This is a genomic window from Priestia filamentosa (assembly GCF_900177535.1).
In the GTDB taxonomy this organism is placed as follows: Bacteria; Bacillota; Bacilli; order Bacillales; family Bacillaceae_H; genus Bacillus_I; species Bacillus_I filamentosa.
In genome coordinates this window covers 22,232-46,680 of the sequence record NZ_FXAJ01000016.1, presented here as the reverse complement: position 1 = coordinate 46,680, position 24,449 = coordinate 22,232, and the positions used below count along the sequence as shown (strand labels likewise).

The window sequence follows — 24,449 nt, the reverse complement described above, 5'->3', positions numbered from 1 at the left end:
GTCACACCTGTTCCCATGCCGAACACAGAAGTTAAGCTCTTGAACGCCGATGGTAGTTGGGACTTTGTCCCTGTGAGAGTAGGACGTTGCCAGGCTTATCATATCGCGGGGTGGAGCAGTCTGGTAGCTCGTCGGGCTCATAACCCGAAGGTCGTAGGTTCAAATCCTGCCCCCGCAACCAAAGGTCCCGTGGTGTAGCGGTTAACATGCCTGCCTGTCACGCAGGAGATCGCGGGTTCGATTCCCGTCGGGACCGCCATTTATAACATGTAGTATTGATTCGAAACAGACAGAATTGTTTCGTTTTTTTATTTATAGAGCACAAATTTATCCTTAGGAATAGCATCCTAAGGTCTTTTTTTTGTACAATGAAACTTAGGGCATCCTATAAGGGTATCTAAAACTTTATTAAAGCGAGGATCAATGATGAATAATATTGGAGAAGAAGTTTTCCACATCACTACTGAAACACCCGAGCAAACAATGAAGCTTGCTGAGAATCTTGCTCATTATCTTCAAGAGGGAAACTTAATTTTACTTGAAGGAGATCTTGGGGCTGGAAAAACGACTTTCACAAAGGGACTAGCAAAAGGGCTTGGCGTTACTCGCAACGTGAACAGCCCAACGTTTACAATCATTAAAGAGTATCAAGGAGAGAAGCTTCCCTTGTATCATATGGATGTTTATCGCCTAGGTGAAAGTATGGAAGACTTAGGGTTTGATGAATATTTTGAAGGCAATGGTGTAACTGTTGTAGAATGGGCTCATTTAATTGAAGATCAGCTTCCTCTTTCGCGTCTAGAGATAGAATTGTATCATAGAGAAGGAGATAAGCGAGAGATTTGTTTAAAAGCTAAGGGATCCCAATATATCGATCTCTGTAAGGAGTTTATAAAAGATGAAAACATTAGCAATTGATACATCAACAGATACGCTTGGAGTAGCCCTTGTTGATGAAGATAAAGTGATTGGTGAAATCATTACAAATGTAAAGAAAAATCATTCTGTACGAGCAATGCCAGCAGTAGAAACACTTTTAAAAGATTGTGGGATGAAACCTAAAGATTTAGAAAGGATTGTAGTAGCAAAGGGTCCTGGTTCTTACACAGGCGTGAGAATAGGAGTTACAATTGCAAAAACTCTCTCATGGTCTTTGAATATTCCTCTTGTCGGAGTTTCGAGCCTTGAAGTTCTTGCTGCAAATGGTCGTTTCTTTGATGGCTACATTTCTCCACTTTTCGATGCAAGACGTCAACAAGTTTACACAGGGTTATACAAATATGAAGATAAACTTTTGGAAGTAAAAGCAGATGTGAACATTTTAAATGAAGCATGGGCAACTCAATTAAAAGAATTAAATCAAAAGATTCTTTTTATAGGAAACGATGTTCCTCTACATCGTGAGGTTCTTACACATATCCTAGGAGAGAAGGCTTATTTTAGTGAAATTGTAACCCATAATCCTCGTCCAAGTGAACTTGCATTAATCGGAATGAACAAACAACCTGAAGAAGCTCATAGTCTTGTGCCAAACTACATTCGTTTAGCAGAGGCTGAAGCAAACTGGTTAGCTTCTCAAAATAAAATGAGCGAACGTTAAATGGACGTACATATTCGCTTAGCTTCTGTAGAAGATGTAAAAGCTCTTCACGAGATTGAGCTACATTCTTTCACTCTTCCATGGAGTGAAGAAGCTCTTCATAATGAATTATCTAAGAATAGGTTTGCTCATTATACGATTATTGAATACGAGGGAGAAATTGTTGGCTATTGTGGAGTGTGGATTATTGTAGATGAAGCACACATAACAAATATCGCAATTTTACCGGAATATAGAGGAAAAGGTCTAGGGGAAAAGCTTCTTCGGGCGGTTATGCAACTCGCACGTCAGTCAGGTGCATTGACAATGACCCTTGAAGTTCGGTTATCAAACGAGCCTGCTCGTTTCTTATATGAGAAGCTAGGTTTTGAACCTGGTGGAGTTCGAAAAAATTATTATGCAGACAATCAAGAGGATGCATTAGTAATGTGGGTGAAACTATGAAAAAAGAATTGATTTTAGCAATTGAAACAAGCTGTGATGAGACGGCTGTAGCCATTATTCAAGATGGAAAAGAAATTATCGCTAACGTTGTGGCATCTCAAATTGAGAGTCATAAAAGATTTGGCGGAGTGGTCCCTGAGGTAGCATCACGTCATCATGTAGAACAAATGACCATTGTGATAGAAGAAGCTCTTCAGCAAGCAAAGCTGACAATGGACGATATCGATGCTGTAGCAGTGACAGAAGGACCTGGACTTGTCGGTGCACTCCTTATTGGAGTGAATGCAGCCAAAGCACTTGCTTTTGCTCATAATAAGCCATTGATTGGTGTCCATCATATTGCAGGACACATTTATGCAAACCGTCTTGTGAAGGAAATGCAGTTTCCTCTTCTTGCTCTTGTTGTTTCAGGAGGCCATACGGAACTTGTTTATATGGAGGACCATATTACATTTGAAGTAATTGGAGAAACAAGAGATGATGCAGTTGGAGAAGCTTATGATAAGGTTGCGAGAACAATAGGTTTGCCATATCCAGGTGGCCCCCATATTGATCGCCTAGCACATGAAGGAGAGCCAACATTAGATCTTCCGAGGGCGTGGCTTGAAAAAGATTCGTTTGATTTTAGCTTTAGTGGCTTAAAATCGGCAGTTATCAACACTCTTCACAATGCAAAACAGCGAGGAGAAGAGATTAAACCCGAAGACTTAGCTGCAAGCTTCCAGGCGAGTGTTATTGATGTTCTTGTAGGGAAGACACTTAAAGCAGCTGAAAAATACAACGTAAAGCAAGTATTGTTAGCAGGAGGAGTAGCTGCAAATAGAGGGCTTAGAGAAGAACTTCAAAAAACATTTGAGCCTTTTGATAAACAGCTGGAACTTATTATTCCCCCACTTCCTCTTTGTACAGACAACGCAGCAATGATTGGTGCTGCCGCAAGCGAGCTTTACAAAAGTGGAAAAAGAGCTGCAATGGACTTAAATGCAAACCCTGGATTAATGCTATAATTCTATCCACAGTGTTATCCAGAGTGTGTGAATAGGGTAAGGTTCTTTTTTTCATTCTCTGTGAGTTTGTGAATAAAAACTGTGGATAGAATGGTTATCCACAATAAAAAAGCTCGTACAAATGTACGAGCTTTTTTTAGTCTTCAATTTGAAGTTGAAGTTCTTCCCATTCTTCCATAAGAGAGAGGAGCTCTTCATTAAGCTTGTTATTTTCTTCTGTTAAAGCATAAGCTTTTTCATGATCTTCATAAACTTCTGGTTGAAGAAGTAAATTTTCGTTTTCAGCAATTTTCTCTTCTGCTTGTGAGATGGAAGCTTCAATTTCTTCAATGCGGCGTTTATATTGACGAAGCTTCTTTTTAGCTTCTTTCTCTTGTTCATATGTTAACCTATCATTTTTTATAGGTGCTTCTACACTTTTTTGATTTTCTGAAGCTTCCATTTCTTTTAGCTCTAGCTCTTCAGCTTTCTTCTCTAAATAATAGTCGTAGTCTCCTAAAAATTCCTGAACATTAACACGTGAAAGTTCAAGCACTTTTGTAGCAATACGATTAATAAAATAACGGTCATGGGAAACAAATAAAATTGTTCCTGGATAATCAACAAGCGCGTTTTCAAGGACTTGTTTACTATCTAAATCAAGGTGGTTTGTTGGCTCGTCAAGAATAAGAAAATTGGCTTTTTTCATCATTAGTTTTGCAAGAGCAAGACGAGCTTTTTGGCCTCCACTAAGCGTGTTAACAGGCTTTAATACGTCATCTCCGCTAAACAGAAAACTTCCAAGGAGCGTGCGGATTTCTTTTTCAGGTATTGATGGATAGTCATCCCAGAGCTCATTAATAACAGTTTTAGAAGAAGTTAATGTTGCTTGTTCTTGGTCATAATAACCAACACTAACATTTGAACCAAACATTGTGTTTCCCTTTAAAAGAGGGAGACGATTGACAATGCTTTTTAAAAGAGTTGATTTTCCAATTCCGTTTGGACCAACAAGAGCCACACTTTCGCCACGTGTAATTCGAATATTTAAGTTATCCACAAGTGGATAACTTTTTTCATATCCAATTGCTCCATCTTTAAGCTGGAATACTTCATTTCCACTTTGTTTATCAATGGAGAAAGAAAATGAAGCCGATTTTTCGTCACCTGATGGTCTATCTAGCTTTTCCATCCGTTGCAGCTGCTTTTGTCTGCTTTGCGCTCTTTTTGTTGTGGAGGCTCTAGCAATATTGCGTTGAACAAAGTCTTGAAGTTTTTCAATTTCATCCTGCTGTTTCTCGTATTGCTTTATCTCTTGGTCATATTGTTCTCTTTTTTGAACGAGATAGGAAGAATAGTTTCCAACATAGCGCTTAATTTGTCGACGTGAAATTTCGTAAACGCGGTTGACTACTTTATCAAGAAAATAGCGGTCATGTGAAACAATTAAAATGGCGCCTGCATATCCTTGTAAAAATTGCTCAAGCCATGAAAGTGTTTCAATATCAAGGTGGTTTGTTGGTTCATCAAGTATGAGTAAATCTGGTTTTGTTAACAATAATTTTGCAAGTGAAAGACGTGTTTTTTGCCCTCCACTAAGTGTTGAGATAGATACGGAGTGATCTTTAAAGCGAAATCCGTGTAAAATAGAACGAGTTTCCGCCTCATACTGATATCCACCTTTATCTTTAAAAGCTGCTTGAAGAATGTCGTACTCTTGAAGGAGCTTTTCATATTTGGTAGAATCGTTTAAAAAGGTAGGATCACCCATTTTTTCTTCCAGCGAACGAATTTTCTTCTCCATTTCTTTTAGCGGTGAGAATACTGTCATCATTTCATCCCAAATGCTTAAGTCTGATTCAAGCATTGTATCTTGTCCCATATAGCCAAGTTCTACATCTTTTGGTTTTATAATTTCCCCACCGTCATAGGAGATTGCACCTGAAATAATTTTAAGCAGAGTGGATTTTCCAGCTCCATTTCGGCCAACAAGGCCAATTCGGTCGTTTGATTGTACTTCCATTTTAATATTCGATAAAATAATATCAGCACCAAAATACTTCGTGATATTATTTAGTTGTAATAAAATCATTTTTTCACCTCAGTTAATCCTTTACAATAAAGGGGAAGAGCTCAGGCAGCTATTCTAGAGCTTTCCTTAGTTAAATAATTCACATTATGTTGAAAAAAAGGCTGCTATAGGTATTCTACCATACCTATAAAGGAGAGTTAAAAAGGAACATTCATATAGGTAGAAAGTGCAAAGACAGATGACTAAAAATAGTGTATAGTCAAATATAAGGAGGAACTAAAGTGGGGTTTACTCATTTTAATGAACAAGGTCGCGCGAATATGGTCGACATCTCAGAGAAAGCTGAAACAACAAGGGTTGCAACAGCTGCTTCAAGCATTGAAGTAAACAAAGAAACATACGATAAGATTACATCACAAGAAATTGGAAAAGGTGATGTATTAGCTGTTTCTCAAATAGCAGGCATCATGGCGGCCAAAAAAACGTCTGATCTTATTCCAATGTGTCATCCTTTATTTATAAAAGGAGTAAATATTGAATTTAATTGGGCCGAAAAAGAAGGAAAATATCGCTTGCTTATTGAAGCTACTGTAAAGACAAAGGGGAGTACAGGAGTAGAAATGGAAGCGCTAACGGCAGCGTCCGTATGTGCTTTGACCGCTTACGATATGTGCAAAGCCATCGACAAAGGGATGGTTATCGGTCCAACGTATTTGCTTACAAAAACAGGTGGGAAAAGTGGAGATTTTACAAGGGAACAAGGGTTAACAGATTGGGGGGTATAGTGTGAGTACAGAACAATTAAAAATACCGCAGGCAACAGCCAAACGCTTGCCTTTATACTATCGTTTTCTTAAGAATTTACATTCCTCAGGAAAACAGCGAGTATCTTCAGCAGAACTAAGCGAAGCGGTCAAAGTAGATTCAGCAACAATTCGTCGTGACTTCTCTTATTTTGGAGCTTTAGGAAAAAAGGGATATGGTTATAACGTAAACTATTTACTTACATTTTTTAGAAAAACGCTAGACCAAGATGAATTAACAAAAATTGCGCTAATTGGTGTTGGTAATCTTGGAACGGCATTATTGAACTATAATTTTATTAAAAATAATAATACAAAAATTGAAATGGCTTTTGATGTTGACGAAAGCCGAGTAGGCCAAAAAGTTAGTAACGTGCCTATTTACCATCTTAACGATTTAGAAGAAAAGCTAGGTAACGATATAAGCGTTGTTATTTTAACAGTGCCTGCAATAGCGGCTCAAGGTATAACGGACAGATTAGAGCATACTAGTGTAAAAGGGATATTAAATTTCACACCAGCGCGCATCAATGTGCCAGATTCAATTCGCATTCATCATATTGATTTAGCTGTTGAGCTTCAAGCGCTCATTTATTTTTTACGCAACTATCCAACAGAGTTAGTCAACTGAGGGAACGTGTAACACATTCCATTTAGAGGAGGTGGGAGAAGATGCTTGGCACGGGAAGTATTATTCTCATTGTCTTTGCAGCTCTCTTAATATTCGGTCCTAAAAAACTGCCTGAGTTAGGAAAGGCGGTTGGAAAAACACTGCGTGAATTTAAGCAAGGTGCACAAGGAATTGCAGATGATGAAGGGAAAGAAAAAGCAAAAGCGGATCATACTGATGTTAAATAATGCAAGGGTGAAGCGATATGAATGAACAGAACATGTCGATTTATGAGCATATTGGAGAGCTTAGGAGAAGAGTTTTAATTGTTGCGGCCGTTTTTTTAGGTGCGACAATAGCAGGCTTTTTTCTTGCCGACAGTCTTATTGTCTATTTACAAGGTGCAGATGAAGTGAAAGACCTTGAGATGAATACATTTCGTCTGACAGATCCAGTGAAGATTTATATGCAGTTTGCCTTTATTATTGGATGTGTTCTTTCTTCACCTGTGATTCTTTATCATGTATGGGCATTTGTAAGTCCTGGATTACTTGAAAAAGAACGAAAGGTAACATTAAGCTATATACCATTCTCGGTGCTATTGTTCTTAGCGGGGGTATCATTTTCTTATTTTGTTCTCTTTCCATTTGTCGTTAAGTTTATGACAAGCTTAACAGAGCGTTTAGATGTAAATCAAGTGATTGGAGTTAATGAGTACTTTGAATTTCTTTTTCAATTTACATTACCATTTGGGATTTTGTTTCAAATGCCTGTTGTTGTCATGTTTCTCACTCGTTTAGGCATTATTACACCAATGACATTAGTGAGCATCCGCAAGTACGCATATTTTGTATTGCTTGTCATCGCAGCGATTATTACACCTCCAGAGCTTTTGTCTCATCTAATGGTGACGTTACCGTTGCTCGTTCTATATGAAATCAGTATTGGAATCTCTTATTTTTCTTACAAAAAGAGTATGAAAGTGCAAGAAGAAGAGGAAAAATTCCATGTACAATAGAATATAAAATAAAGACAGCCTCTCATAGCTAAAGCTTGTGAAAGGCTGTCTTTATCTTCTACTGCTTCTTTTTCATCTTTTTGATGCGAAAGTGAAGGATAAATGCTCTAATGGCAACTCCAATCTCTAGCGTTGCAAAAATGGTGAATACAATCGTCATAAAGTTAAAGATTGTTTCATGCGCATTTCGAATCGCAAGAAACGTAAAGATAATTCCTAAAAATGCATACATAATTCCCAAGTTGAGGGGAGTAGTTCTCATAGATGAAAGCCTCCGAAAATTTGTTGAAGTTTCTCCTGTTGTTCGATGTATTTTTCAATATCGTCTTTAAAAACGTACTGCATCATCACAACGAATGTATTCATTGAAACATGTGCGAAGATGGGAACGAGAATAGACGATGTTTTGATATAGAGAAAAGCAAATGTTAGTCCCATCGACATATAAACGAGAAGGTGTGAAAAATCTTGATGAACAAGAGCGAAGATAAAGGAACTAATAATTGCTGCGATAAAGAAGTTAGATCGCTCGTAAAGCGAACCAAAAATGATTTTACGGAATACTACTTCTTCTAAAATAGGACCTATTATAGAGACAACAGCAATTAGTAACGGAACAACCTCTACTAAGCTCATAATATTCTGGGTATTTTCTGATTCAGGGTTAACGCCGAATACTTTTGTTTCGATATTAGATGCAATTCCTTGCGCTAAAAGCGCCATAAAAACACCTAGAATTGCCCAAGATATAATTTTAGACCAGTTGTATTTCTTACGCATGTTCATATCTGGTCTTAATAAGAGAAGCGTAATGATTAAGGCAAGGATAAAGCTAATGATTGTCCAATAAATGTTGGCCGTGACAAGCTCAGATCTTGTAGAAAATACATTCATCTTCACTAGGGCATACAAAACTGGATATCCAGAAAGCTGCATTAATACGTACGTCAAAATGACATACCAGTAACGTTTAGTCAAGAAATGAAAACCCCTTTACAATATATTTGAAGGTAAAACTTATGTACATTGCAAAACAATTCACCTTAGCTATTGTAACATATGATCGAAATGAGCTAACACTAAACGCAATCAGCGGTTTATCTATTTTACGCTCTGTAGTGAACAGAAATACATAGAATATCTTGTCATGTGCGCTTGAAGTCCGCTATAAAAAGAAAACCCTTACTAAAATTTTCGGATTGAGCAAAAGTGTTTTAAATTTTTCGTACTTTTTACTTGCAAAAGATACCCAATTTATTTAATATAATAATTGTGTTAGCACTCATAGAGGTTGAGTGCTAATAAATAAAACTTACACATTATTGAGGAGGTTGTTTTACTTGTTAAAGCCATTAGGTGATCGCGTAATAGTTGAACTTGTAGAAGCTGAGGAAAAAACATCAAGTGGTATCGTATTACCAGATACTGCAAAAGAAAAGCCACAGGAAGGTAAAGTGGTAGCTGTTGGTACAGGCCGAGTATTAGAGAGCGGTGAGCGTGTAGCGCTTGAAGTTTCTGAGAGCGATCGTATCATCTTCTCAAAATATGCAGGTACTGAAGTTAAATATGAAGGAACAGAATACTTAATTTTGCGTGAAAGCGACATTTTAGCTGTTATCGGCTAAGCACGTAATTTACTTTTAAATATCATAACGTACAATACATGAATAAATACTAGGAGGTTTTTAACATGGCGAAAGATATTAAATTTAGCGAAGACGCACGTCGCTCAATGCTACGTGGTGTGGATGTTCTTGCAGACGCAGTAAAAGTAACGCTTGGACCAAAAGGACGTAACGTTGTTCTTGAGAAAAAATTTGGTTCTCCACTAATCACAAACGATGGTGTAACAATTGCAAAAGAAATCGAACTTGAAGATGCATTCGAAAACATGGGTGCAAAACTTGTTGCTGAAGTAGCAAGCAAAACAAACGATATTGCTGGGGACGGAACAACTACAGCAACTGTTTTAGCTCAAGCAATGATTCGTGAAGGTCTTAAAAACGTAACATCTGGTGCTAATCCAGTTGGCGTACGTAAAGGGATTGAAAAAGCAGTTGCAACAGCTGTTGCTGAACTTAAAGGTATTTCTAAACAAATTGAAGGCAAAGAGTCTATCGCTCAAGTAGCGGCAATCTCTGCAGCTGACGAAGAAGTTGGCCAACTAATTGCTGAAGCAATGGAGCGCGTTGGTAACGACGGCGTTATCACAATTGAAGAGTCTAAAGGATTCTCAACAGAGCTTGAAGTTGTAGAAGGTATGCAATTTGACCGTGGATATGCTTCTCCATACATGGTAACAGACCAAGATAAAATGGAAGCAGTTCTTGAAGATCCATATCTTTTAATCACAGATAAAAAGATTACAAACATTCAAGAAATCCTTCCAGTACTAGAGCAAGTAGTACAACAAGGTAAACCACTACTATTAATCGCTGAAGATGTTGAAGGGGAAGCTCTTGCAACACTAGTAGTGAACAAACTTCGCGGTACATTCAACGCTGTAGCTGTTAAAGCACCAGGCTTTGGCGACCGTCGTAAAGCAATGCTTGAAGACATCGCTACTTTAACTGGCGCAGAAGTTATTACTGAAGATCTTGGTTTAGATCTTAAATCTGCAAACATTACTCAACTAGGCCGTGCGTCTAAAGTTGTTGTAACAAAAGACAACACAACAGTTGTTGAAGGTTCTGGAGATTCTCAACAAATCGCAGCTCGCGTAAGCCAAATCCGTGCTCAATTAGAAGAAACTACTTCTGAATTTGACCGTGAAAAATTACAAGAGCGTCTTGCTAAACTAGCTGGCGGCGTTGCCGTTGTTAAAGTTGGTGCAGCAACTGAAACAGAATTAAAAGAGCGTAAACTTCGCATCGAAGACGCCCTAAACTCTACTCGTGCAGCAGTAGAAGAAGGAATCGTTGCTGGTGGTGGTACAGCTCTAGTTAACGTATATAACAAAGTAGCTGCTCTAAGTGAAGAAGGCGACGTTCAAACAGGTATCAACATCGTACTTCGTGCGCTAGAAGAGCCAGTACGTCAAATCGCACACAACGCTGGTCTTGAAGGATCAATTATCGTTGAGCGTCTTAAAAAAGAAGATGTTGGCACTGGTTACAATGCAGCAACTGGTGAGTGGGTAAACATGGTTGAAGCTGGTATCGTTGACCCAACGAAAGTAACTCGTTCAGCTCTTCAAAACGCAGCATCTGTAGCAGCTATGTTCCTAACAACTGAAGCTGTTGTAGCTGACAAGCCAGAAGAAAACGCTGGCGGCGGAATGCCTGACATGAGCGGCATGGGTGGAATGGGCGGCATGATGTAATTCATGCCTTCTACCCCTTAATATAGACGGCTTATAAAAGCTATCTGTGAGAGAAGGTCTCTCATCAGTTTACAAAACTGGTGGGAGGCCTTTTCTTTTTTTAGATTGATTTCTAACATAAAACAATTATTTTATATGGAGTTGTTTGAGCTGGAATGCTTTTAGTTGCAGCCCCATAAATAACAACTAGATCTCGGTTTACAGGTATTCTTGAAAAAAATTGTCCGTTTGTTAATAGTATTTGAGTATAGGATGCTATATTTATTTGTAATTGTCCATCACTACTCACTAACTGGCTATTAAAGTAATCTACTTTCACATTTTGACCTGTACTCTCTTTTACAATAACAAGTGCCTGGTATTGTGGTGGATAAATAAGAGGAACAGGGGCATCTCCGTCATAATATCCAGTTATATAATCTCCTACTGATACTGCAACATGATCCACAAAGTAAGTTGAAGGTCCTGCTACAAAATTTACGACCGCTCCTAATTCATTTTCTACTGAAATTAACTTGTAACACCCTGCATTGCCCTCATTCTCTCCTACATTCAAATCCGAAATCATCTTAATGACCCCATTAAAAAAATAAAAATTTGTCATCTCTATCCCTCCATTATTACACGAATGCACCGATTATTTTCTGATGTACCATATGCAAACTTATGCCTACATGACACTTATAAAGAAAATGATGGGGATGGATAAAACGCTAAAAAGACTATTCCGTCCATAAAATTTGCAACAATAATTATGATATGTAGGTAAAGGCCCATTTCTTAGCGAACAAGTTGATAGGCAAACAACCAAAGAATATGATGCAATAAGATTTGAAAATAAAGGAGTTTAATATGATGTACCCTTATCATAAAAACGTGGGTTATGACTATTTAAATCATCAACAAACACCTTCTCATTTAGACCAAAGAGGCTTTGATGCAAGACAATTCAGTGGTTTTTTTCCTTCTACACTACCTACACCCCCGCCACTGGGACCACCTGGACCTCCTAGCCAAGGCCCTACTTCCGGCCCACCAACTGCTCCACCACCAACTTTTGTTCCTCAACAACAAGTAGAAACATTTGCGGTTGATCCAGGTGGGATTGCAAGATGTTTATTCAATTATACGTATGTATGGTTAAGAGGAGCTGAACAGTTCTGGTTCTACCCAATATTTGTTGGTCGAACTTCTGTTGCAGGATATCGTTGGACTGGATTTAACTGGGTTTATTTTGGAATTGACCTGCGTCAAATTCAATCGTTTACTTGCTTTTAAACAGATATGGTCTACCATGATTTAATAAAGGTTTGTTAATAATAACAGAGGTGAAAGCTTGATATAAAAAAGTTGTTCTAAGGAAAATTAACCTTTTGGGCAGCTTTTTTTATTGTGATAAATTGAGAGTAATAAGGGGGAGTGCTCATGAATTTTATACACGATCTCACTGCAGAGTCTAAAGTTGCTACAGGTTTAATAATTGCTGAAAAACTGTTTTACATAATAAAATCTAATGAGCCTGGATATCAAACAGGCAGAGGGGCTCTTGATGACTGTTGGAAATGGCTTACAGGAGAAAATGTAACTGGAGATGATCTTTATAACTACATAGACAGTGGGGATTACATTGATATAACTGAATTTGCCAACGATGAAGAAGATAGATCAAAACAACACGCATGGTATGCCGTTTTAGATGCAGTTTCCTATACAATTTATCAAGCATATCAAAAGGAAAACGTAAAAATTGTTCCTCAAGCAATGGAAAGTATTAATGATGATGCATTGAAAACGTTAGGAGAAAATGCAATAGAATCAGGTTTATTTAATTTTGAAAGTATTCATAATATCAAAACATATATATTAGAAAATTATTCTTCAGGTTCAAAATTAAAAAGACCAACTTCTTTAATACTAAAGCAGTTATAGGTAATAAATGTTGATAGCAGTACGATGCCCGTATATAGGTTTATTAGTAGTAAGATAGAAAGAAATACTTACACTTTACTAACAAATAAAAGGATGCTCAAAAGGTTAATTAACTTTTGAGCATCCTTTTTTATTGATCTTCCTAATATTGTTCTAATAAAAAGGCTTCCTATATTACTCACTTTATTTAAGTTATCAAAAAAGAGTATAAAGGAATGGAATAAATTTATAAATATTCAATTTACAAGCAATACCTCAAACCTATATAATAAAAACCAACTAATATCACAAAAAACCATAAAATATCAACAAACTATTAACAATGTATTAATAATCACTTTACAATCGTTTTTTATAATTTGAGTAGAAAGAAAAGGAGAATGAATGATGTCTTTATTAGCTGAAGAAAGAAAGAAGAGAATTATAGAGATAGTAAATAATGAAGGACAGGTGAAGGTAAATAATCTTGCAAAGATTTTTAAAGTATCAACAGAAACTATTCGTCGTCATCTAGAAGAATTAGAAAGTGAACAAAAAATTAGAAAAGTTCACGGTGGAGCAGTAAGAGTTGAAGAAGATTCTAATGAATTGTCTATGTTTAAGAGAAGAATCCTCCATATTGATCAAAAAATTATCATTGGTCTAAAAGCTGCATCTTTTGTGGAAGATGGAGAGGTTATTTTTATTGATGAAGGAAGTACGACGTTACAAATGGCTTCTTCTATCAAACGAAAGAAAGATGTGACGGTTATTACGAACTCATTTCCTTTTGCAGCTAAGCTAATGGAATATGAGGATAATGAACATCCGTTTAAAGGAGAAATGATTTTCCTTGGAGGGCATGTAAAAGGTGATCATTTTCGTACTTCTGGTTCTTTAGCAGAGAAAATGGCTAAGGAGCTCTTTGTAGATAAAGCCTTTATTTCTATTGATGGGCTTGATTATCATGCAGGTATCACAAGTTACGATTTAGATAAATGTATGCTTTCTAATATCTTTATGGCTAATGCTAAGCAATCTTATATCTTAAGTGACTCTTCAAAGATTGGTAATATTGCTAATTACAAAATACAAGATCTAAGTGAAGTGAACTATATTATTACGAATGTACCATATGTTAAAGACTTTGGAATAAATGATTCTAAGTGGATTCAAGCTGATTAGGAGACTAAGATTGAGAGCATTTCAGCTCAATTACCTCCTAAGACATCTATAAATATTTGCGTTTAACTTTAAAGGTGGAGGTGAGTTGTTTGCTAAAGCTAGAGCAAATTAGTAAACAGTATGATAACAAGGTAGTGCTTGATAACATTAGTTTGGAAATTAATAAAGGCGAGATTGTTTCGTTACTTGGACAAAGTGGAAGCGGGAAAACAACGCTATTAAATATTATTTTAGGTCTAACAAAAATGGATAAAGGGAGAATTATTTTTGACAATGAGAATTTGACGAATGTAAAGATGAAGGATCGAGGATTTAATATTGTATTTCAAGATTATGCCCTTTTTCCTCATTTGAATGCCTATGACAACATTGTATATGGGCTGAAGAATAAACGAGGGTTAGTGACTGAAGAAGAATTAAAAGAGTATATTAATTTCCTTGAGCTAAAGCCTCATCTAAATAAAAAAATTAGTGAATTATCTGGAGGACAAAAACAGAGGGTAGCACTAGCTAGAACTTTAGTGATGAAGCCAAAACTTCTTCTCCTTGATGAACCATTAAGTGCCCTTGATGGAGTTATTAAGGAATCAATTAAAGAAAGAATTAAATCAATTGCAAAGGAATTTCAGCTCACAACTATTATTGTAACCCATGATCCAGAAGAAGCATTAACTTTATCTGATAAGATTCTTATTATTAATCAAGGGAGTATCTCTCAATTTGGGACACCTCATGAAATTATTCACCAACCAAAGAATGAATTTGTGAAAGGATTTATATTAAAACAATTACAGATTAAAAGACAAAATATCTTTCATTTATTTGGTGAGCAATATGCTTAATGTACGTACAGAAATGAGAGTGATATATGGGATAATCTTAATGATTTTCTTCTTGTTCTTGATATTACCGCTTGGAATACTTGTTGTCCGTTCCTTCGAAGGCAGTCAAGGGTTTGATATATATAATTACGTAAACATTCTGTCTAATAGTGAACTAATGACAGCTTTTGCAAACAGTATCAAGATTTCTAGTATTACAGCAGCTATTACAACTATTCTTGCTTTCTTAATAGCGTACGCGTTTCATTTTACTAATATCTTTAAGCCTTTAAAAAGTGCGATAAAAATAGGTATTTTAATTCCAATGTTGCTGCCGACCATTACATATGGGTTTGCCATCATGTACTCTTTTGGTAATCAAGGTCTTATTACACAAATATTAGGAGAACCATTATTTAATATCTATGGATTTAATGGTTTGCTGTTAGGATACGTTATTTACACATTGCCTTCAGCATTTCTCTTAATTAATAACTCATTTTCGTATATCGATAAGAAGTTTATGATTGTTAGTACATTAATGATGGATAGTTCAATAAGAAGTTTTTACAATACAATTTTAAGACCAATGCTTGGTACACTAGGAGGCGCATTTGTTCTTTCCTTTATCCTAAGTTTTACAGATTACGGAATACCAGCTTCACTTGGAGGAACATATTCTGTTGTAGCGACGCACTTATATCAAGTTATGTTAGGAACGATACCAAACTTTAGTGATGGGGCAGTTATTGCTGTATTCATGCTTTTACCAGCATTATTTGCTATTATTTTGCTCAAGTACTTAGAGCGTTTCAATTTTCACTATGATAAATTTACTCCTATTGATATTATTCAAAATCGAGTTCGAGATAGTGTTCTAGGAATCATATCTATTGGGGTAGTAGTGGGGATGTTTTCTATCTTTCTCGTCATGTTTATTGCACCATTTTTAACGAACTTCCCTTACAATTTAACATTCACATTTCAGCATTTTGTTAATGTATTTACAACGAGTGGTTTAAGCATGGTTTATAAAAATTCTGTCATTGTGGCCATTTTTACAACGGTTATAGGGATTGTAATTGCCTATTGCTCAGCTATTTTAAATACGAGGACAAGCTTAAAAGGAAGAGGGACTTTTGATCTTGTATCTATGGTTACAAATACGTTACCTGGTATGGTACTTGGTCTTTCTTATCTCTTATTATTCAATGAAAGTACCCTAAAAGGAACTTTCATTATCATAATATTCTGTAATATTGTTCACTATTTTACGACACCTTATTTAATGGCAAAAAACTCTCTGTCTAAAATGAATCCTACGTGGGAGACAACAGGTGGTCTGCTTGGTGATAGCTGGTTTAAAACAATTTATCGTGTTATTCTGCCGAACTCGGCTTCCACTGTTACCGAGATGTTCAGTTACTATTTTATTAATTCTATGGTAACTGTAAGCGGAATTATCTTTCTAGTATCTGCACAAACATCTCTTGTATCAAGTGAAATTAAGGAACTCCAGCATTTTGCTAAGTTCAACGAGATTTTCGTACTATCTTTACTCATATTTTGTACAAACATTGTAGTTAAACTCATTTGTGATTTTATACAGAAGAGGCAATTTCAAAAAACTTAATGAAGTGAGGGACAATAAATGAGGATGAAGAAAAGGCTACTTATTATATTAATTGGACTTGTCGTCATCATGGCAGGATGTGGAGCAAAATCAGCAAACAGTGGCGATGACAAAGTTGTGATTTATTCCAATGGAGATGAAGAAGCAATAGCAGCAATGGAGAAATCGTTAAAAGATGCTGGGTATGAAGGGAAATATATCATTCAATCTCTTGGTACATCTGAATTAGGAGGAAAACTAATGGCTGAAGGAGAGCAGATAGAGGCTGACTTAGTCACTATGAGTTCTTATTTTCTAGAAAGTGCCGAAGAGCAGCATTCAATGTTTAAAGATTTAACGTTTGAAACGAAAACAATTGATAAGTATCCAGCTTTTTATACTCCCATCTTAGCTAATACAGGCGCTGTATTTTTTAATACAGAAATGATGAAACAAAAAGGGGTGGATATACCCAAGTCCATTAAAGATTTAGCAAGTCCGGAATATAAGGGAATGGTTTCTATTCCTAATATTATGGATTCCTCTACAGGATGGATGTTGATCCAAGCCATCATCAGTGAATATGGGGAAGAAGAAGGAAAGAAAGTAATGGCAGGAATTGTAGAGAATGCAGGGCCCCATTTAGAAAGCTCTGGTTCAGGTTCAATTAAAAAGGTACAGGCTGGAGAAGTTGCTGTAGGGTTTGGTCTTCGTCATCAGGCAGTGGAAGTGAAGCAGTCAGGAGCACCTATAGACTTCATTGACCCTGTTGAAGGGAATTTCTCTAATACAGAATCATTAGCAGTAATCAATAAAAAAGATAAGAAGACAGAACTGGCAATGGATATGGCAAAGGTTATTGTAGAAGATGCAAGAGCTGAACTTATTAACTATTACCCTGTTCCTTTGTATGAAGGAGAGACCGTAGATGAAGAAAATAAAGCTGCTAATAATAAAGTGTTTAAAGAACCATTGACAGTTGAGCTTCTCGAAAAACATCAAGCATTTTTTAATTCTTCAAAATAAAAGGGGACGAGGATTATGAAACAATATAAACTTTTAACTCCGGGACCATTGACAACAACAGAAAACGTGAAAAAAGAGATGCTTTTTGATCGTTGTACATGGGATGATGATTATAAAATCATCACTCAGAAAATTAGAAGAGAACTTTTGGAGTTAGCCCACGCAACAAGTGAACACTATACTGTTGTATTAATGCAAGGGAGCGGTTCTTTCGCAGTAGAATCTGTTATGACAACGGCATTAACGAAACAGGACAAGGTACTAATCATTACGAATGGAGCGTATGGGGAGCGTATCGTCAAAATGGCAACATACCTAGGACTGAATTTCGTGGAGTTGGCAACAAAATATGACGAACATCCAGATGAGCAGAAAATTAGAAACCTACTGGAAGAAGATAAGAGCTTCACTCATATTGTCATGGTTCATTGTGAAACAACAACCGGGATTTTAAATCCAATTGAGATGATTTCACGTGTGGCAAAAGATTTTAATAAAAAGCTAATTATTGATGCGATGAGTAGCTTTGGAGGTATGGATATTAATGTTCCCGCATTAGGGATTGACTTTTTGATCAGTAGTGCAAATAAATGTATTCAAGGAGTTCCAGGGTTTGGGTTTGTGATAGCTAAGATTGATAGTTTAGAAGTTTGTGAGGGGAATTCTAGGAGTTTATCGCTAGATTTATATGATCAGTGGAGAGAAATGAATAAGGATGGGAAATGGCGATTTACTTCCCCTACTCATGTGGTGGCAGCCTTCTCTAAGGCTATAGATGAGCTCGCGGAAGAAGGTGGCATTTCTGCACGATATAATCGGTACGTCAACAATAATAAGCTTCTTTGTAAAAGAATGAAGGAGATGGGATTTGAATCGTACATTGGGGAAGCAAAGCAGTCTCCTATTATTACCTCATTCCTATATCCAAACGAACACTTTAGTTTTGAACCTTTTTATAGATACATGAAGGAAAGAGGGTTTGTCATTTATCCGGGCAAGTTAACAGACATAGATACATTTAGAATTGGTAACATTGGTGAAGTTTATGAAGAGGATATCCACCAGTTATGTAATATTATAAATGAATTCATGGGAGTGAAGGCGTAATGAGTAAAATAGAAGGTGTTATTTTTGATTGGGCAGGAACGACTGTAGATTTTGGATGCTTTGCACCAGTAAATGTATTTGTAGATATTTTCAAGCAAGCTGGAATCGACGTTACGATAGCTGAAGCACGTAAGCCGATGGGAATGTTGAAGATCGATCATATAAGGACTATGCTGTCCATGCCGAGAATCTCTAAGCTTTGGGAAGAGCTTTATGGAAGAGCTTTTAATGAAATGGATGTAGAGAATTTATATGAGGAGTTTGAGCCTGCATTACTTCAATCCTTATCCCAATATACAGATCCAATCCCAGAAGTAGTGAATGTCGTAAATGTGCTAAGAGAAAAAGGGCTAAAGTTAGGTTCAACTACTGGATATACAAATAAAATGATGGATGTAGTTGTACCTAATGCCTTAAAAAAAGGATACGGACCTGACTTTTATATTACAGCTGATGAAACAAACTCCTATGGAAGACCTTATCCATATATGATTTTTAGAAACATGGAAAAATTAAAAATTTCATCCGTTCGTCATGTAATAAAAGTTGGAGATACAATTTCAGATATAAAAGAAGGAATCCAGGCAGGAGTATGGTCAGTTGGTGTAATTGTTGGTAGCTCAGAAATGGGGTTATCTCAAAGTGAATTTAATGCTTTGTCTCCTGATGATAAAAAGATAGCTATTAACCAAACAAGGCAAGTATTTCTTGATAGTGGGGCCGATTTTACGATAGAAACGATGAAAGACCTTCCATTATTAATTGATAAAATTAATGGAATATTATCTAAAGATCAATTGGTAATAGAGCATAGATAAAAAAGAAAGGGTTCGGTAGATAATTTGAGCTCTGTGATTCTTAGAATTTGAGAGATTCCACTTATAATATTAATAAGTGATAAAAAAGATCAGCAATAAGAAAATGTAGATTGAGAGGTTATCTATAAGTTCCTTGAACTTTTGGTAAGCCTCTTTTTCTTGCTTTTATATCTAGGTTTTTGTCGATATAGGTTTTATTTCAAAAGCCTCGTTATTAAATAAAAAAGTCCTTAAAGTACAATATAAAGGCTTTATTGTACAAATACTTTTTCCTCGGTATTGTTTTATAATAATTTATAGAAACAGTCATTTATCTTTACTTTGAAATGATAGCGATTTCATGGAATTACTTTTTAAGGGGGAATAGGGAATGAAAACAGGATTAGTAACAGATATTTTAGGATATATGCCATTTGAAGACATGCTAGATAAGTGTGTGGAATTAGGAATAGAGTCATTAGAACTTGGATGTGGAAACTGGTCAAAGGCTCCACATATCAATGTTGATGAATTATTAGAAAACGCTATCAAAAGGGAGCAGTTTATGGATTCCTTAAAGAAAAGAGGAATTGAGATTGCAGCACTCAACTGCTCAGGAAATCAGTTGAATCCATCACAAGAGGGAAAAATGCACAAAGTAGGTGTCGAAAAAACGTTTCAGCTTGCAGGACTTTTAGGAGTTGAGACTGTTGTGATGATGTCTGGTTGTCCTGGAGGAGGGCCGGATGATAAAACACCAAACTGGATCACACATCCAATCTTACCGCAGCACTTTGACATGCTCCAGTGGCAATGGAATGAAGTAGCCTTCCCGTATTGGGAAAAAGCTGTGAAATCGGCAGAGGGATACGGAGTTAAAAAAATTGCAATTGAAAATTTAGGATATAATCTCGTGCACAATGCAGAAACAATGTTTAAGCTTCGTAATGAAGTAGGAAATATGGTAGGTATGAACTTTGATCCTAGCCACTTGTTCTGGATGGGTGGGGATCCTATAACAACAGTTCGAACATTAGGCGATGCTATCTATCATATCCATGCGAAGGATGTTCGGTTAGAACGAGGAATTGTTGATGCGCAAGGATTAATTGATGTAAAACCAATGGAAAGCTTTGCATCTCGTTCTTGGAATTATGTTGCACTTGGATATGGCCATGATAGTGCATGGTGGAAAGAATTTTTCACAGTTATAAAAATGACAGGCTATAAGGGACCTATTGTTTTAGAGATGGAAGACTTAACAATGGAACCAATCACAGGTGTAAGAAAATCAATGGATATATTAAAAGAAACGTTACCAAGAGAATTTGAAACAAAAGCTAGTGTCTCCGTAACAATATAAGGTTGATAGAGCTCGGCATAGAAAGCAAGAGACTTTAAGAGGAGAGATCAATATGGGTGGAGAGAGGAAACAAAAGTCATTCTTAACTACTATTATTGTTATTTCAACCTTCGGAGGACTTCTTTTTGGTTATGATACAGGAGTTATTAACGGTGCTTTGCCTTTTATGTCTGAAACACTTGGACTTAATGCATTCACAGAAGGAGTCGTCGCTAGTTCGCTCCTTCTGGGCGCCGCGATAGGAGCTATTGTTGGAGGTAGGCTATCTGATTACATGGGAAGGCGAAAGAACATTATCTATCTTGCTGTTTTGTTCTTTGTTGGAACGCTTGGATGTACATTTGCTCCTAATGTAACGGTGATGGTCATCTTTCGTTTCCTATTAGGGCTTGCTGTTGGAGGGGCATCTGTTACGGTTCCTACTTATCTAGCAGAAGTATCGCCTGTAGAGCGAAGAGGAAGAATGGTTACACAAAATGAGTTAATGATCGTAGGAGGACAATTATTAGCTTTCACTTGTAATGCTGTATTAGGAAACATGATGGCTGATGATGTTAACGTTTGGCGCTATATGCTAGCCATTGCATCCTTACCTGCTGTATTTCTATTCATCGGTATGTTAAGAATGCCTGAAAGTCCACGTTGGCTTATTTCAAAAGGAAAAAACGAAGAAGCTTTAACCGTGCTCCAGAAAATTCGTACAAGAGATCAAGCTCAGATTGAGCTTGATGAAGTTAAGGGAACGGTTTTAAAAGACAGTAAGCTAAAGCAGGCTTCTTTAAAGGATCTATCTATCCCTTGGATACGACGTATTGTATTTTTAGGAATTGGGATTGCAGTTGTTCAGCAGATTACAGGCGTTAACTCAATTATGTATTACGGTACTCAAATTTTAAGGGATTCAGGCTTCGAAACAGAAGCAGCTCTAATTGCCAATATCGCAAATGGCTTAATTTCTGTTATTGCGGTATGTATCGGGATTTGGTTGCTTGGCAAAGTACGACGCAGACCAATGCTTTTAGTTGGTCTTGCTGGAACTACTACTTCCCTTTTACTTATTGGTATATTCTCTAATGTACTCGCTGGAAGTGATATGCTTCCTTATGTGGTTCTATCACTAACAGTAACATTCCTCGCCTTTATGCAAGGTGCTGTTGCACCAGTAACATGGCTTATGCTTGCTGAGATTTTTCCTTTACGTATAAGAGGATTAGGAATGGGAATTAGTGTTTTCTGCTTGTGGATCGCTAATTTCTTTATTGGCTTAACATTTCCGGTGCTTCTTGAGAAGATTGGCTTATCAACAACCTTTTTCGTTTTCACAGCTCTAGGAGTAATAGCAATCGTATTTGTAAAAGGCTTCTTACCTGAAACAAAAGGTAAAACGCTAGAAGAGCTGGAGTCTCAATTTCGTTCTCATGGAGACAAATATAGTCAAAAAGAAGCGTCTGAAGAAGTTCTTTAATTCTATTTTCGTAGGTGTTTTAAAATAGAAATGGATTTACTGAAAGAGGAGGATGCTTAATGAGTTTAGCAACTACTATTCGAACTTTACAACGTGGAGCCAGTTGTTGTGTCGGACGGGACCTTTCTATCCGTGTACACTATTGGGGAGCTGACAGGAAACATCCTGGTACTCCAATCCATAAGCATTCATTCTTTGAGATTTGCTATGTTATAGATGGAACTGGGCTTTATTCTGAGAATAATGAGGATTTTCTTCTTGAGAAAGGAACGTTCTTTCTTTCGCGTCCTCATCACCTTCATAGAATTCATAAAGGAAATAACTTATTTCTCTTTTGGGTTGCCTTTGAAATAGAGAAGGAAAATACCTCAGAAAAACAGCAGCTTCTCTTTGAGAAATTAGCCATTGAAGACAGTATCTATATTCCAAATAGCGAGGATAATGCAACTGTTTTGCTATGGAAGTCGTTAATGCAGCATGCTGAGCAAACATCTTCGGCTGATATTTTAAACACTCTGGGTGTATCGCTTATATTGTCTTTGCAATCTCTATTTTGTGGAATAGAAGATGATCAACGCCCTAAGCCTTCTTACGATAAAGGAAGAAAGATTGTAGAAGAAGCTCAAAGGTTTATCAAAGATAATTTGGACCAACCTCTTTCACTAAATGATGTAGCATGCTTCTTTCATATTTCTCCACGCCACTTGTCGCGCTTATTTAGTGAGACAGTAGGGATTCCCTACACTTACTATGTACGACATGAAAGGATTAGAGAAGCAACAAAGAAAATTCGCTCAACAAGTCACTCTATACAATCTATTGCAGATGAGTGTGGGTTTACTTCCGTCCATTATTTTTGCCGCGTATTTTTACAAGAGACAAGCATCACTCCTGCTGAATATAGAAGGAGAAATCAAGTCTAGGTACTGAGCTATGTTAGAAGAGCAAGTCTAAAAAATGACCTTAAAAGACAAAAAATCGACTTCATAATCTAAAGAAAAATATCAGATTATTCTTATAATTATAGTTGCATATAAACAGTTTTGCTTATTTCACTCAATAATTCAACAATGAGAGGAGTTTTTAATATGATAAATGGTGAAAGAAAGATTTCAAGACCTTTACGCTGGGGAATGGTAGGTGGAGGAAGACTTGGACAAGTTGGATATAAACATCGTATTGGGGCTTTGCGTGACAACACAGCTTTTATATTAAAGGCAGGAGCTTTTGATATTGATCCTGAACGTGGAAAAGATTTTGGGATAAATATTGGAGTTGAAGATTCCCGCTGTTATCCAAACTACCAAGCTATGTTTGCTGAGGAAGCTAAGCTGGAAGATGGTGTAGAAGTTGTATCAATTGCTACACCAAACGGAACTCATTATGAGATTACAAAAGCAGCGTTAGAAGCTGGCCTTCATGTTATTTGTGAGAAGCCGTTATTCTTTACATCAGAAGAAGGAGAAGAAATTAAACGTCTTGCTGAACAAAAAGGAAAGATTGTTGGTGTGACTTATGGATTCTCTGGAAATCAAATGCTACTTCAAATGCGCGCTATGATTGAACAAGGAAAAATCGGTGATATTCGAATTGTAGATCTTCAGTATACACACGGTTTTAGTTCAACAGAAGATGCAGATAAATTTAGCGATGCTCAAAAGTGGAGAGTAGATCCTAAAATAGCAGGACCAACATTTGTATTAGGTGACTTATCAACACACACTTATTATATGTCTCAGCTTATTATGCCACATATGAAAGTTAAAAAATTGCTTTGTGACCGACAAAGCTTTATTCATAGCAGAGCACCACTAGAGGACAACGCATTTGTCTCCATGCACTACGAAAACGGAGCTGTTGGCCGACTTTGGACTTCTTCAGTTAATGCAGGCTGCATGGATGGACATCGAATTCGAATTGTCGGTTCAAAAGCAAGCCTAGAATGGTGGGACAGCAAGCCTGGTGAACTACGCTACGAAGTACAGGGAGAGCCTGTTCAAACTTTAATTCGTGCGATGCCATACCTTGATGAGCAGTGTAATGCTGACGAACGATTGGGGGCTCTTCATACAGAAGGTTTATCAGAGTCATGGGCAAATATATATTTGAAATTTGCAATGGCAATTGATGCGAAAAATCATGATGATGAAGAAACACTAAGAAGCTTAGTTTATCCTGATATCGATGCTGGAATTGACGGAATTCGCTGGCTTGAAAATTGTGTACGCTCAGCAGAAAACGGATCTGTATGGGTAGACTTTGCTGACCGTCCACTATTAGATGTAAATTAAGTGTAGGAAAAGTATAATTTAGCTGTCTGGGGAAAGGGTTCTCCAAGGTTGCCTGAACC

The 24,449-nt window shown here is 36.8% G+C and carries 26 protein-coding genes, 2 tRNA genes and 1 rRNA gene; 25 read left to right on the top strand and 4 right to left on the bottom strand.

Translation table 11 applies throughout. The features are described from left to right. The 7 genes from rrf to tsaD all read left to right on the top strand — a co-directional run. Nucleotides 1-95, top strand: a 5S ribosomal RNA gene (gene rrf, locus B9N79_RS25050); the annotation flags it as partial. A gap of 9 nt (nt 96-104) precedes the next feature. Continuing rightward, a tRNA-Met gene (locus B9N79_RS25045) sits at nt 105-181 on the top strand. 2 nt (nt 182-183) lie between these two features. After that, a tRNA-Asp gene (locus tag B9N79_RS25040) sits at nt 184-259 on the top strand. A gap of 167 nt (nt 260-426) precedes the next feature. Then, a complete protein-coding gene (gene tsaE / locus B9N79_RS25035; RefSeq protein ID WP_019390681.1) occupies nt 427-918 on the top strand; it encodes a tRNA (adenosine(37)-N6)-threonylcarbamoyltransferase complex ATPase subunit type 1 TsaE in 492 nt (163 codons plus the stop codon). After that, on the top strand, nt 899-1,600 hold the full coding sequence (tsaB, locus tag B9N79_RS25030) for a tRNA (adenosine(37)-N6)-threonylcarbamoyltransferase complex dimerization subunit type 1 TsaB (protein ID WP_019390680.1): 702 nt from the start codon (nt 899-901) through the stop codon (nt 1,598-1,600). The genes tsaE and tsaB overlap by 20 nt, the downstream gene beginning before the upstream one ends. Continuing rightward, nucleotides 1,601-2,044: a ribosomal protein S18-alanine N-acetyltransferase gene (rimI, locus tag B9N79_RS25025; RefSeq protein WP_019390679.1), complete on the top strand. Its 444-nt coding sequence runs from the start codon at nt 1,601-1,603 to the stop codon at nt 2,042-2,044. Further along, nucleotides 2,041-3,051, top strand: a complete 1,011-nt coding sequence (gene tsaD / locus B9N79_RS25020; protein ID WP_094041350.1) for a tRNA (adenosine(37)-N6)-threonylcarbamoyltransferase complex transferase subunit TsaD — start codon at nt 2,041-2,043, stop codon at nt 3,049-3,051. Before rimI ends, tsaD begins: the two co-directional genes overlap by 4 nt. A 136-nt stretch (nt 3,052-3,187) precedes the next feature. On the opposite strand, the gene B9N79_RS25015 is transcribed toward tsaD, so the two are convergent. Then, entirely contained in the window at nt 3,188-5,122 is a 1,935-nt protein-coding gene (locus tag B9N79_RS25015) for an ABC-F family ATP-binding cassette domain-containing protein (RefSeq protein WP_019390677.1), read from the bottom strand. 221 nt (nt 5,123-5,343) lie between these two features. Here B9N79_RS25015 and moaC point away from each other — a divergent pair, with 221 nt between their 5' ends. The 4 genes from moaC to tatC are packed head-to-tail and all read left to right on the top strand — an operon-like array spanning nt 5,344 to nt 7,493. Further along, on the top strand, nt 5,344-5,847 hold the full coding sequence (moaC, locus tag B9N79_RS25010) for a cyclic pyranopterin monophosphate synthase MoaC (protein ID WP_019390676.1): 504 nt from the start codon (nt 5,344-5,346) through the stop codon (nt 5,845-5,847). Nucleotide 5,848: 1 nt separating this feature from the next. Further along, entirely contained in the window at nt 5,849-6,496 is a 648-nt protein-coding gene (locus B9N79_RS25005) for a redox-sensing transcriptional repressor Rex (protein ID WP_019390675.1), read from the top strand. 41 nt (nt 6,497-6,537) lie between these two features. Beyond that, the gene (locus B9N79_RS25000) at nt 6,538-6,723 is read left to right on the top strand and encodes a twin-arginine translocase TatA/TatE family subunit (RefSeq protein WP_019390674.1); all 186 of its coding nucleotides are present in this window, start codon (nt 6,538-6,540) and stop codon (nt 6,721-6,723) included. 17 nt (nt 6,724-6,740) lie between these two features. After that, entirely contained in the window at nt 6,741-7,493 is a 753-nt protein-coding gene (gene tatC, locus B9N79_RS24995; protein ID WP_085119310.1) for a twin-arginine translocase subunit TatC, read from the top strand. Between the two features lie 58 nt (nt 7,494-7,551). Here the strand turns inward: tatC and B9N79_RS24990 are convergent, their stop codons facing one another. After that, the gene (locus tag B9N79_RS24990; protein WP_019390672.1) at nt 7,552-7,755 is read right to left on the bottom strand and encodes a YdiK family protein; all 204 of its coding nucleotides are present in this window, start codon (nt 7,753-7,755) and stop codon (nt 7,552-7,554) included. After that, nucleotides 7,752-8,471 (bottom strand): CPBP family intramembrane glutamic endopeptidase, encoded by a 720-nt coding sequence (locus B9N79_RS24985; RefSeq protein ID WP_019390671.1) that lies wholly within the window; start codon nt 8,469-8,471, stop codon nt 7,752-7,754. The genes B9N79_RS24990 and B9N79_RS24985 overlap by 4 nt, the downstream gene beginning before the upstream one ends. A 362-nt stretch (nt 8,472-8,833) precedes the next feature. Here B9N79_RS24985 and groES point away from each other — a divergent pair, with 362 nt between their 5' ends. After that, nucleotides 8,834-9,118, top strand: a complete 285-nt coding sequence (gene groES, locus B9N79_RS24980; RefSeq protein WP_019390669.1) for a co-chaperone GroES — start codon at nt 8,834-8,836, stop codon at nt 9,116-9,118. A gap of 65 nt (nt 9,119-9,183) precedes the next feature. Next, nucleotides 9,184-10,815, top strand: coding sequence for a chaperonin GroEL (gene groL / locus B9N79_RS24975; RefSeq protein ID WP_019390668.1), 1,632 nt, complete (start codon nt 9,184-9,186; stop codon nt 10,813-10,815). Nucleotides 10,816-10,927: 112 nt separating this feature from the next. On the opposite strand, the gene B9N79_RS24970 is transcribed toward groL, so the two are convergent. Then, on the bottom strand, nt 10,928-11,419 hold the full coding sequence (locus B9N79_RS24970) for a hypothetical protein (RefSeq protein WP_040058569.1): 492 nt from the start codon (nt 11,417-11,419) through the stop codon (nt 10,928-10,930). Nucleotides 11,420-11,670: 251 nt separating this feature from the next. Between B9N79_RS24970 and B9N79_RS24965 the strand changes: the two genes are divergently transcribed. The 12 genes from B9N79_RS24965 to B9N79_RS24915 all read left to right on the top strand — a co-directional run bounded on the left by B9N79_RS24965 (nt 11,671) and on the right by B9N79_RS24915 (nt 24,390). Next, nucleotides 11,671-12,093: a hypothetical protein gene (locus B9N79_RS24965; protein ID WP_040058568.1), complete on the top strand. Its 423-nt coding sequence runs from the start codon at nt 11,671-11,673 to the stop codon at nt 12,091-12,093. A 147-nt stretch (nt 12,094-12,240) separates the two neighbouring features. After that, on the top strand, nt 12,241-12,744 hold the full coding sequence (locus B9N79_RS24960) for an Imm6 family immunity protein (RefSeq protein WP_040058567.1): 504 nt from the start codon (nt 12,241-12,243) through the stop codon (nt 12,742-12,744). Between the two features lie 387 nt (nt 12,745-13,131). Further along, on the top strand, nt 13,132-13,908 hold the full coding sequence (locus B9N79_RS24955; protein ID WP_040058566.1) for a DeoR/GlpR family DNA-binding transcription regulator: 777 nt from the start codon (nt 13,132-13,134) through the stop codon (nt 13,906-13,908). Between the two features lie 89 nt (nt 13,909-13,997). Further along, nucleotides 13,998-14,750, top strand: a complete 753-nt coding sequence (locus tag B9N79_RS24950) for an ABC transporter ATP-binding protein (protein WP_040058565.1) — start codon at nt 13,998-14,000, stop codon at nt 14,748-14,750. After that, nucleotides 14,743-16,362 carry an ABC transporter permease subunit gene (locus B9N79_RS26670; protein ID WP_040058564.1) on the top strand — a complete coding sequence of 540 codons (1,620 nt, stop codon included), beginning with the start codon at nt 14,743-14,745 and terminating at the stop codon, nt 16,360-16,362. The genes B9N79_RS24950 and B9N79_RS26670 overlap by 8 nt, the downstream gene beginning before the upstream one ends. A gap of 18 nt (nt 16,363-16,380) precedes the next feature. Beyond that, complete coding sequence (locus tag B9N79_RS26665; RefSeq protein WP_205208651.1) at nt 16,381-17,367, top strand: extracellular solute-binding protein; 987 nt, start codon at nt 16,381-16,383, stop codon at nt 17,365-17,367. Nucleotides 17,368-17,382: 15 nt separating this feature from the next. Further along, nucleotides 17,383-18,474: a 2-aminoethylphosphonate--pyruvate transaminase gene (phnW, locus tag B9N79_RS24940; protein WP_040058563.1), complete on the top strand. Its 1,092-nt coding sequence runs from the start codon at nt 17,383-17,385 to the stop codon at nt 18,472-18,474. Next, nucleotides 18,474-19,292 (top strand): phosphonoacetaldehyde hydrolase, encoded by an 819-nt coding sequence (gene phnX, locus B9N79_RS24935; protein ID WP_040058562.1) that lies wholly within the window; start codon nt 18,474-18,476, stop codon nt 19,290-19,292. Before phnW ends, phnX begins: the two co-directional genes overlap by 1 nt. A 370-nt stretch (nt 19,293-19,662) precedes the next feature. Beyond that, nucleotides 19,663-20,634, top strand: coding sequence for a sugar phosphate isomerase/epimerase family protein (locus B9N79_RS24930; RefSeq protein ID WP_040058561.1), 972 nt, complete (start codon nt 19,663-19,665; stop codon nt 20,632-20,634). 52 nt (nt 20,635-20,686) lie between these two features. Further along, complete coding sequence (locus B9N79_RS24925; protein WP_040058560.1) at nt 20,687-22,099, top strand: sugar porter family MFS transporter; 1,413 nt, start codon at nt 20,687-20,689, stop codon at nt 22,097-22,099. 59 nt (nt 22,100-22,158) lie between these two features. Continuing rightward, nucleotides 22,159-23,022, top strand: a complete 864-nt coding sequence (locus tag B9N79_RS24920; RefSeq protein WP_046218564.1) for an AraC family transcriptional regulator — start codon at nt 22,159-22,161, stop codon at nt 23,020-23,022. Nucleotides 23,023-23,187: 165 nt separating this feature from the next. After that, on the top strand, nt 23,188-24,390 hold the full coding sequence (locus B9N79_RS24915; RefSeq protein ID WP_048896676.1) for a Gfo/Idh/MocA family protein: 1,203 nt from the start codon (nt 23,188-23,190) through the stop codon (nt 24,388-24,390). Nucleotides 24,391-24,449 lie beyond the last annotated feature (59 nt).

What these genes read in the sequence shown, in the direction of transcription:
- tsaB (WP_019390680.1), top strand. Translation starts at nt 899, where the DNA reads ATGAAAACATTAGCAATTGATACATCAACAGATACGCTTGGAGTAGCC.
- B9N79_RS24930 (WP_040058561.1), top strand. Translation starts at nt 19,663, where the DNA reads ATGAAAACAGGATTAGTAACAGATATTTTAGGATATATGCCATTTGAA.
- B9N79_RS26665 (WP_205208651.1), top strand. Translation starts at nt 16,381, where the DNA reads ATGAGGATGAAGAAAAGGCTACTTATTATATTAATTGGACTTGTCGTC.
- groL (WP_019390668.1), top strand. Translation starts at nt 9,184, where the DNA reads ATGGCGAAAGATATTAAATTTAGCGAAGACGCACGTCGCTCAATGCTA.
- tsaE (WP_019390681.1), top strand. Translation starts at nt 427, where the DNA reads ATGAATAATATTGGAGAAGAAGTTTTCCACATCACTACTGAAACACCC.
- B9N79_RS25015 (WP_019390677.1), bottom strand. Translation starts at nt 5,122, where the DNA reads ATGATTTTATTACAACTAAATAATATCACGAAGTATTTTGGTGCTGAT.
- B9N79_RS24960 (WP_040058567.1), top strand. Translation starts at nt 12,241, where the DNA reads ATGAATTTTATACACGATCTCACTGCAGAGTCTAAAGTTGCTACAGGT.
- phnW (WP_040058563.1), top strand. Translation starts at nt 17,383, where the DNA reads ATGAAACAATATAAACTTTTAACTCCGGGACCATTGACAACAACAGAA.
- tsaD (WP_094041350.1), top strand. Translation starts at nt 2,041, where the DNA reads ATGAAAAAAGAATTGATTTTAGCAATTGAAACAAGCTGTGATGAGACG.
- B9N79_RS25000 (WP_019390674.1), top strand. Translation starts at nt 6,538, where the DNA reads ATGCTTGGCACGGGAAGTATTATTCTCATTGTCTTTGCAGCTCTCTTA.
- B9N79_RS26670 (WP_040058564.1), top strand. Translation starts at nt 14,743, where the DNA reads ATGCTTAATGTACGTACAGAAATGAGAGTGATATATGGGATAATCTTA.
- B9N79_RS24990 (WP_019390672.1), bottom strand. Translation starts at nt 7,755, where the DNA reads ATGAGAACTACTCCCCTCAACTTGGGAATTATGTATGCATTTTTAGGA.
- B9N79_RS24970 (WP_040058569.1), bottom strand. Translation starts at nt 11,419, where the DNA reads ATGACAAATTTTTATTTTTTTAATGGGGTCATTAAGATGATTTCGGAT.
- B9N79_RS24915 (WP_048896676.1), top strand. Translation starts at nt 23,188, where the DNA reads ATGATAAATGGTGAAAGAAAGATTTCAAGACCTTTACGCTGGGGAATG.
- tatC (WP_085119310.1), top strand. Translation starts at nt 6,741, where the DNA reads ATGAATGAACAGAACATGTCGATTTATGAGCATATTGGAGAGCTTAGG.
- rimI (WP_019390679.1), top strand. Translation starts at nt 1,601, where the DNA reads ATGGACGTACATATTCGCTTAGCTTCTGTAGAAGATGTAAAAGCTCTT.
- B9N79_RS24955 (WP_040058566.1), top strand. Translation starts at nt 13,132, where the DNA reads ATGTCTTTATTAGCTGAAGAAAGAAAGAAGAGAATTATAGAGATAGTA.
- B9N79_RS24965 (WP_040058568.1), top strand. Translation starts at nt 11,671, where the DNA reads ATGTACCCTTATCATAAAAACGTGGGTTATGACTATTTAAATCATCAA.
- B9N79_RS24920 (WP_046218564.1), top strand. Translation starts at nt 22,159, where the DNA reads ATGAGTTTAGCAACTACTATTCGAACTTTACAACGTGGAGCCAGTTGT.
- B9N79_RS24925 (WP_040058560.1), top strand. Translation starts at nt 20,687, where the DNA reads ATGGGTGGAGAGAGGAAACAAAAGTCATTCTTAACTACTATTATTGTT.
- phnX (WP_040058562.1), top strand. Translation starts at nt 18,474, where the DNA reads ATGAGTAAAATAGAAGGTGTTATTTTTGATTGGGCAGGAACGACTGTA.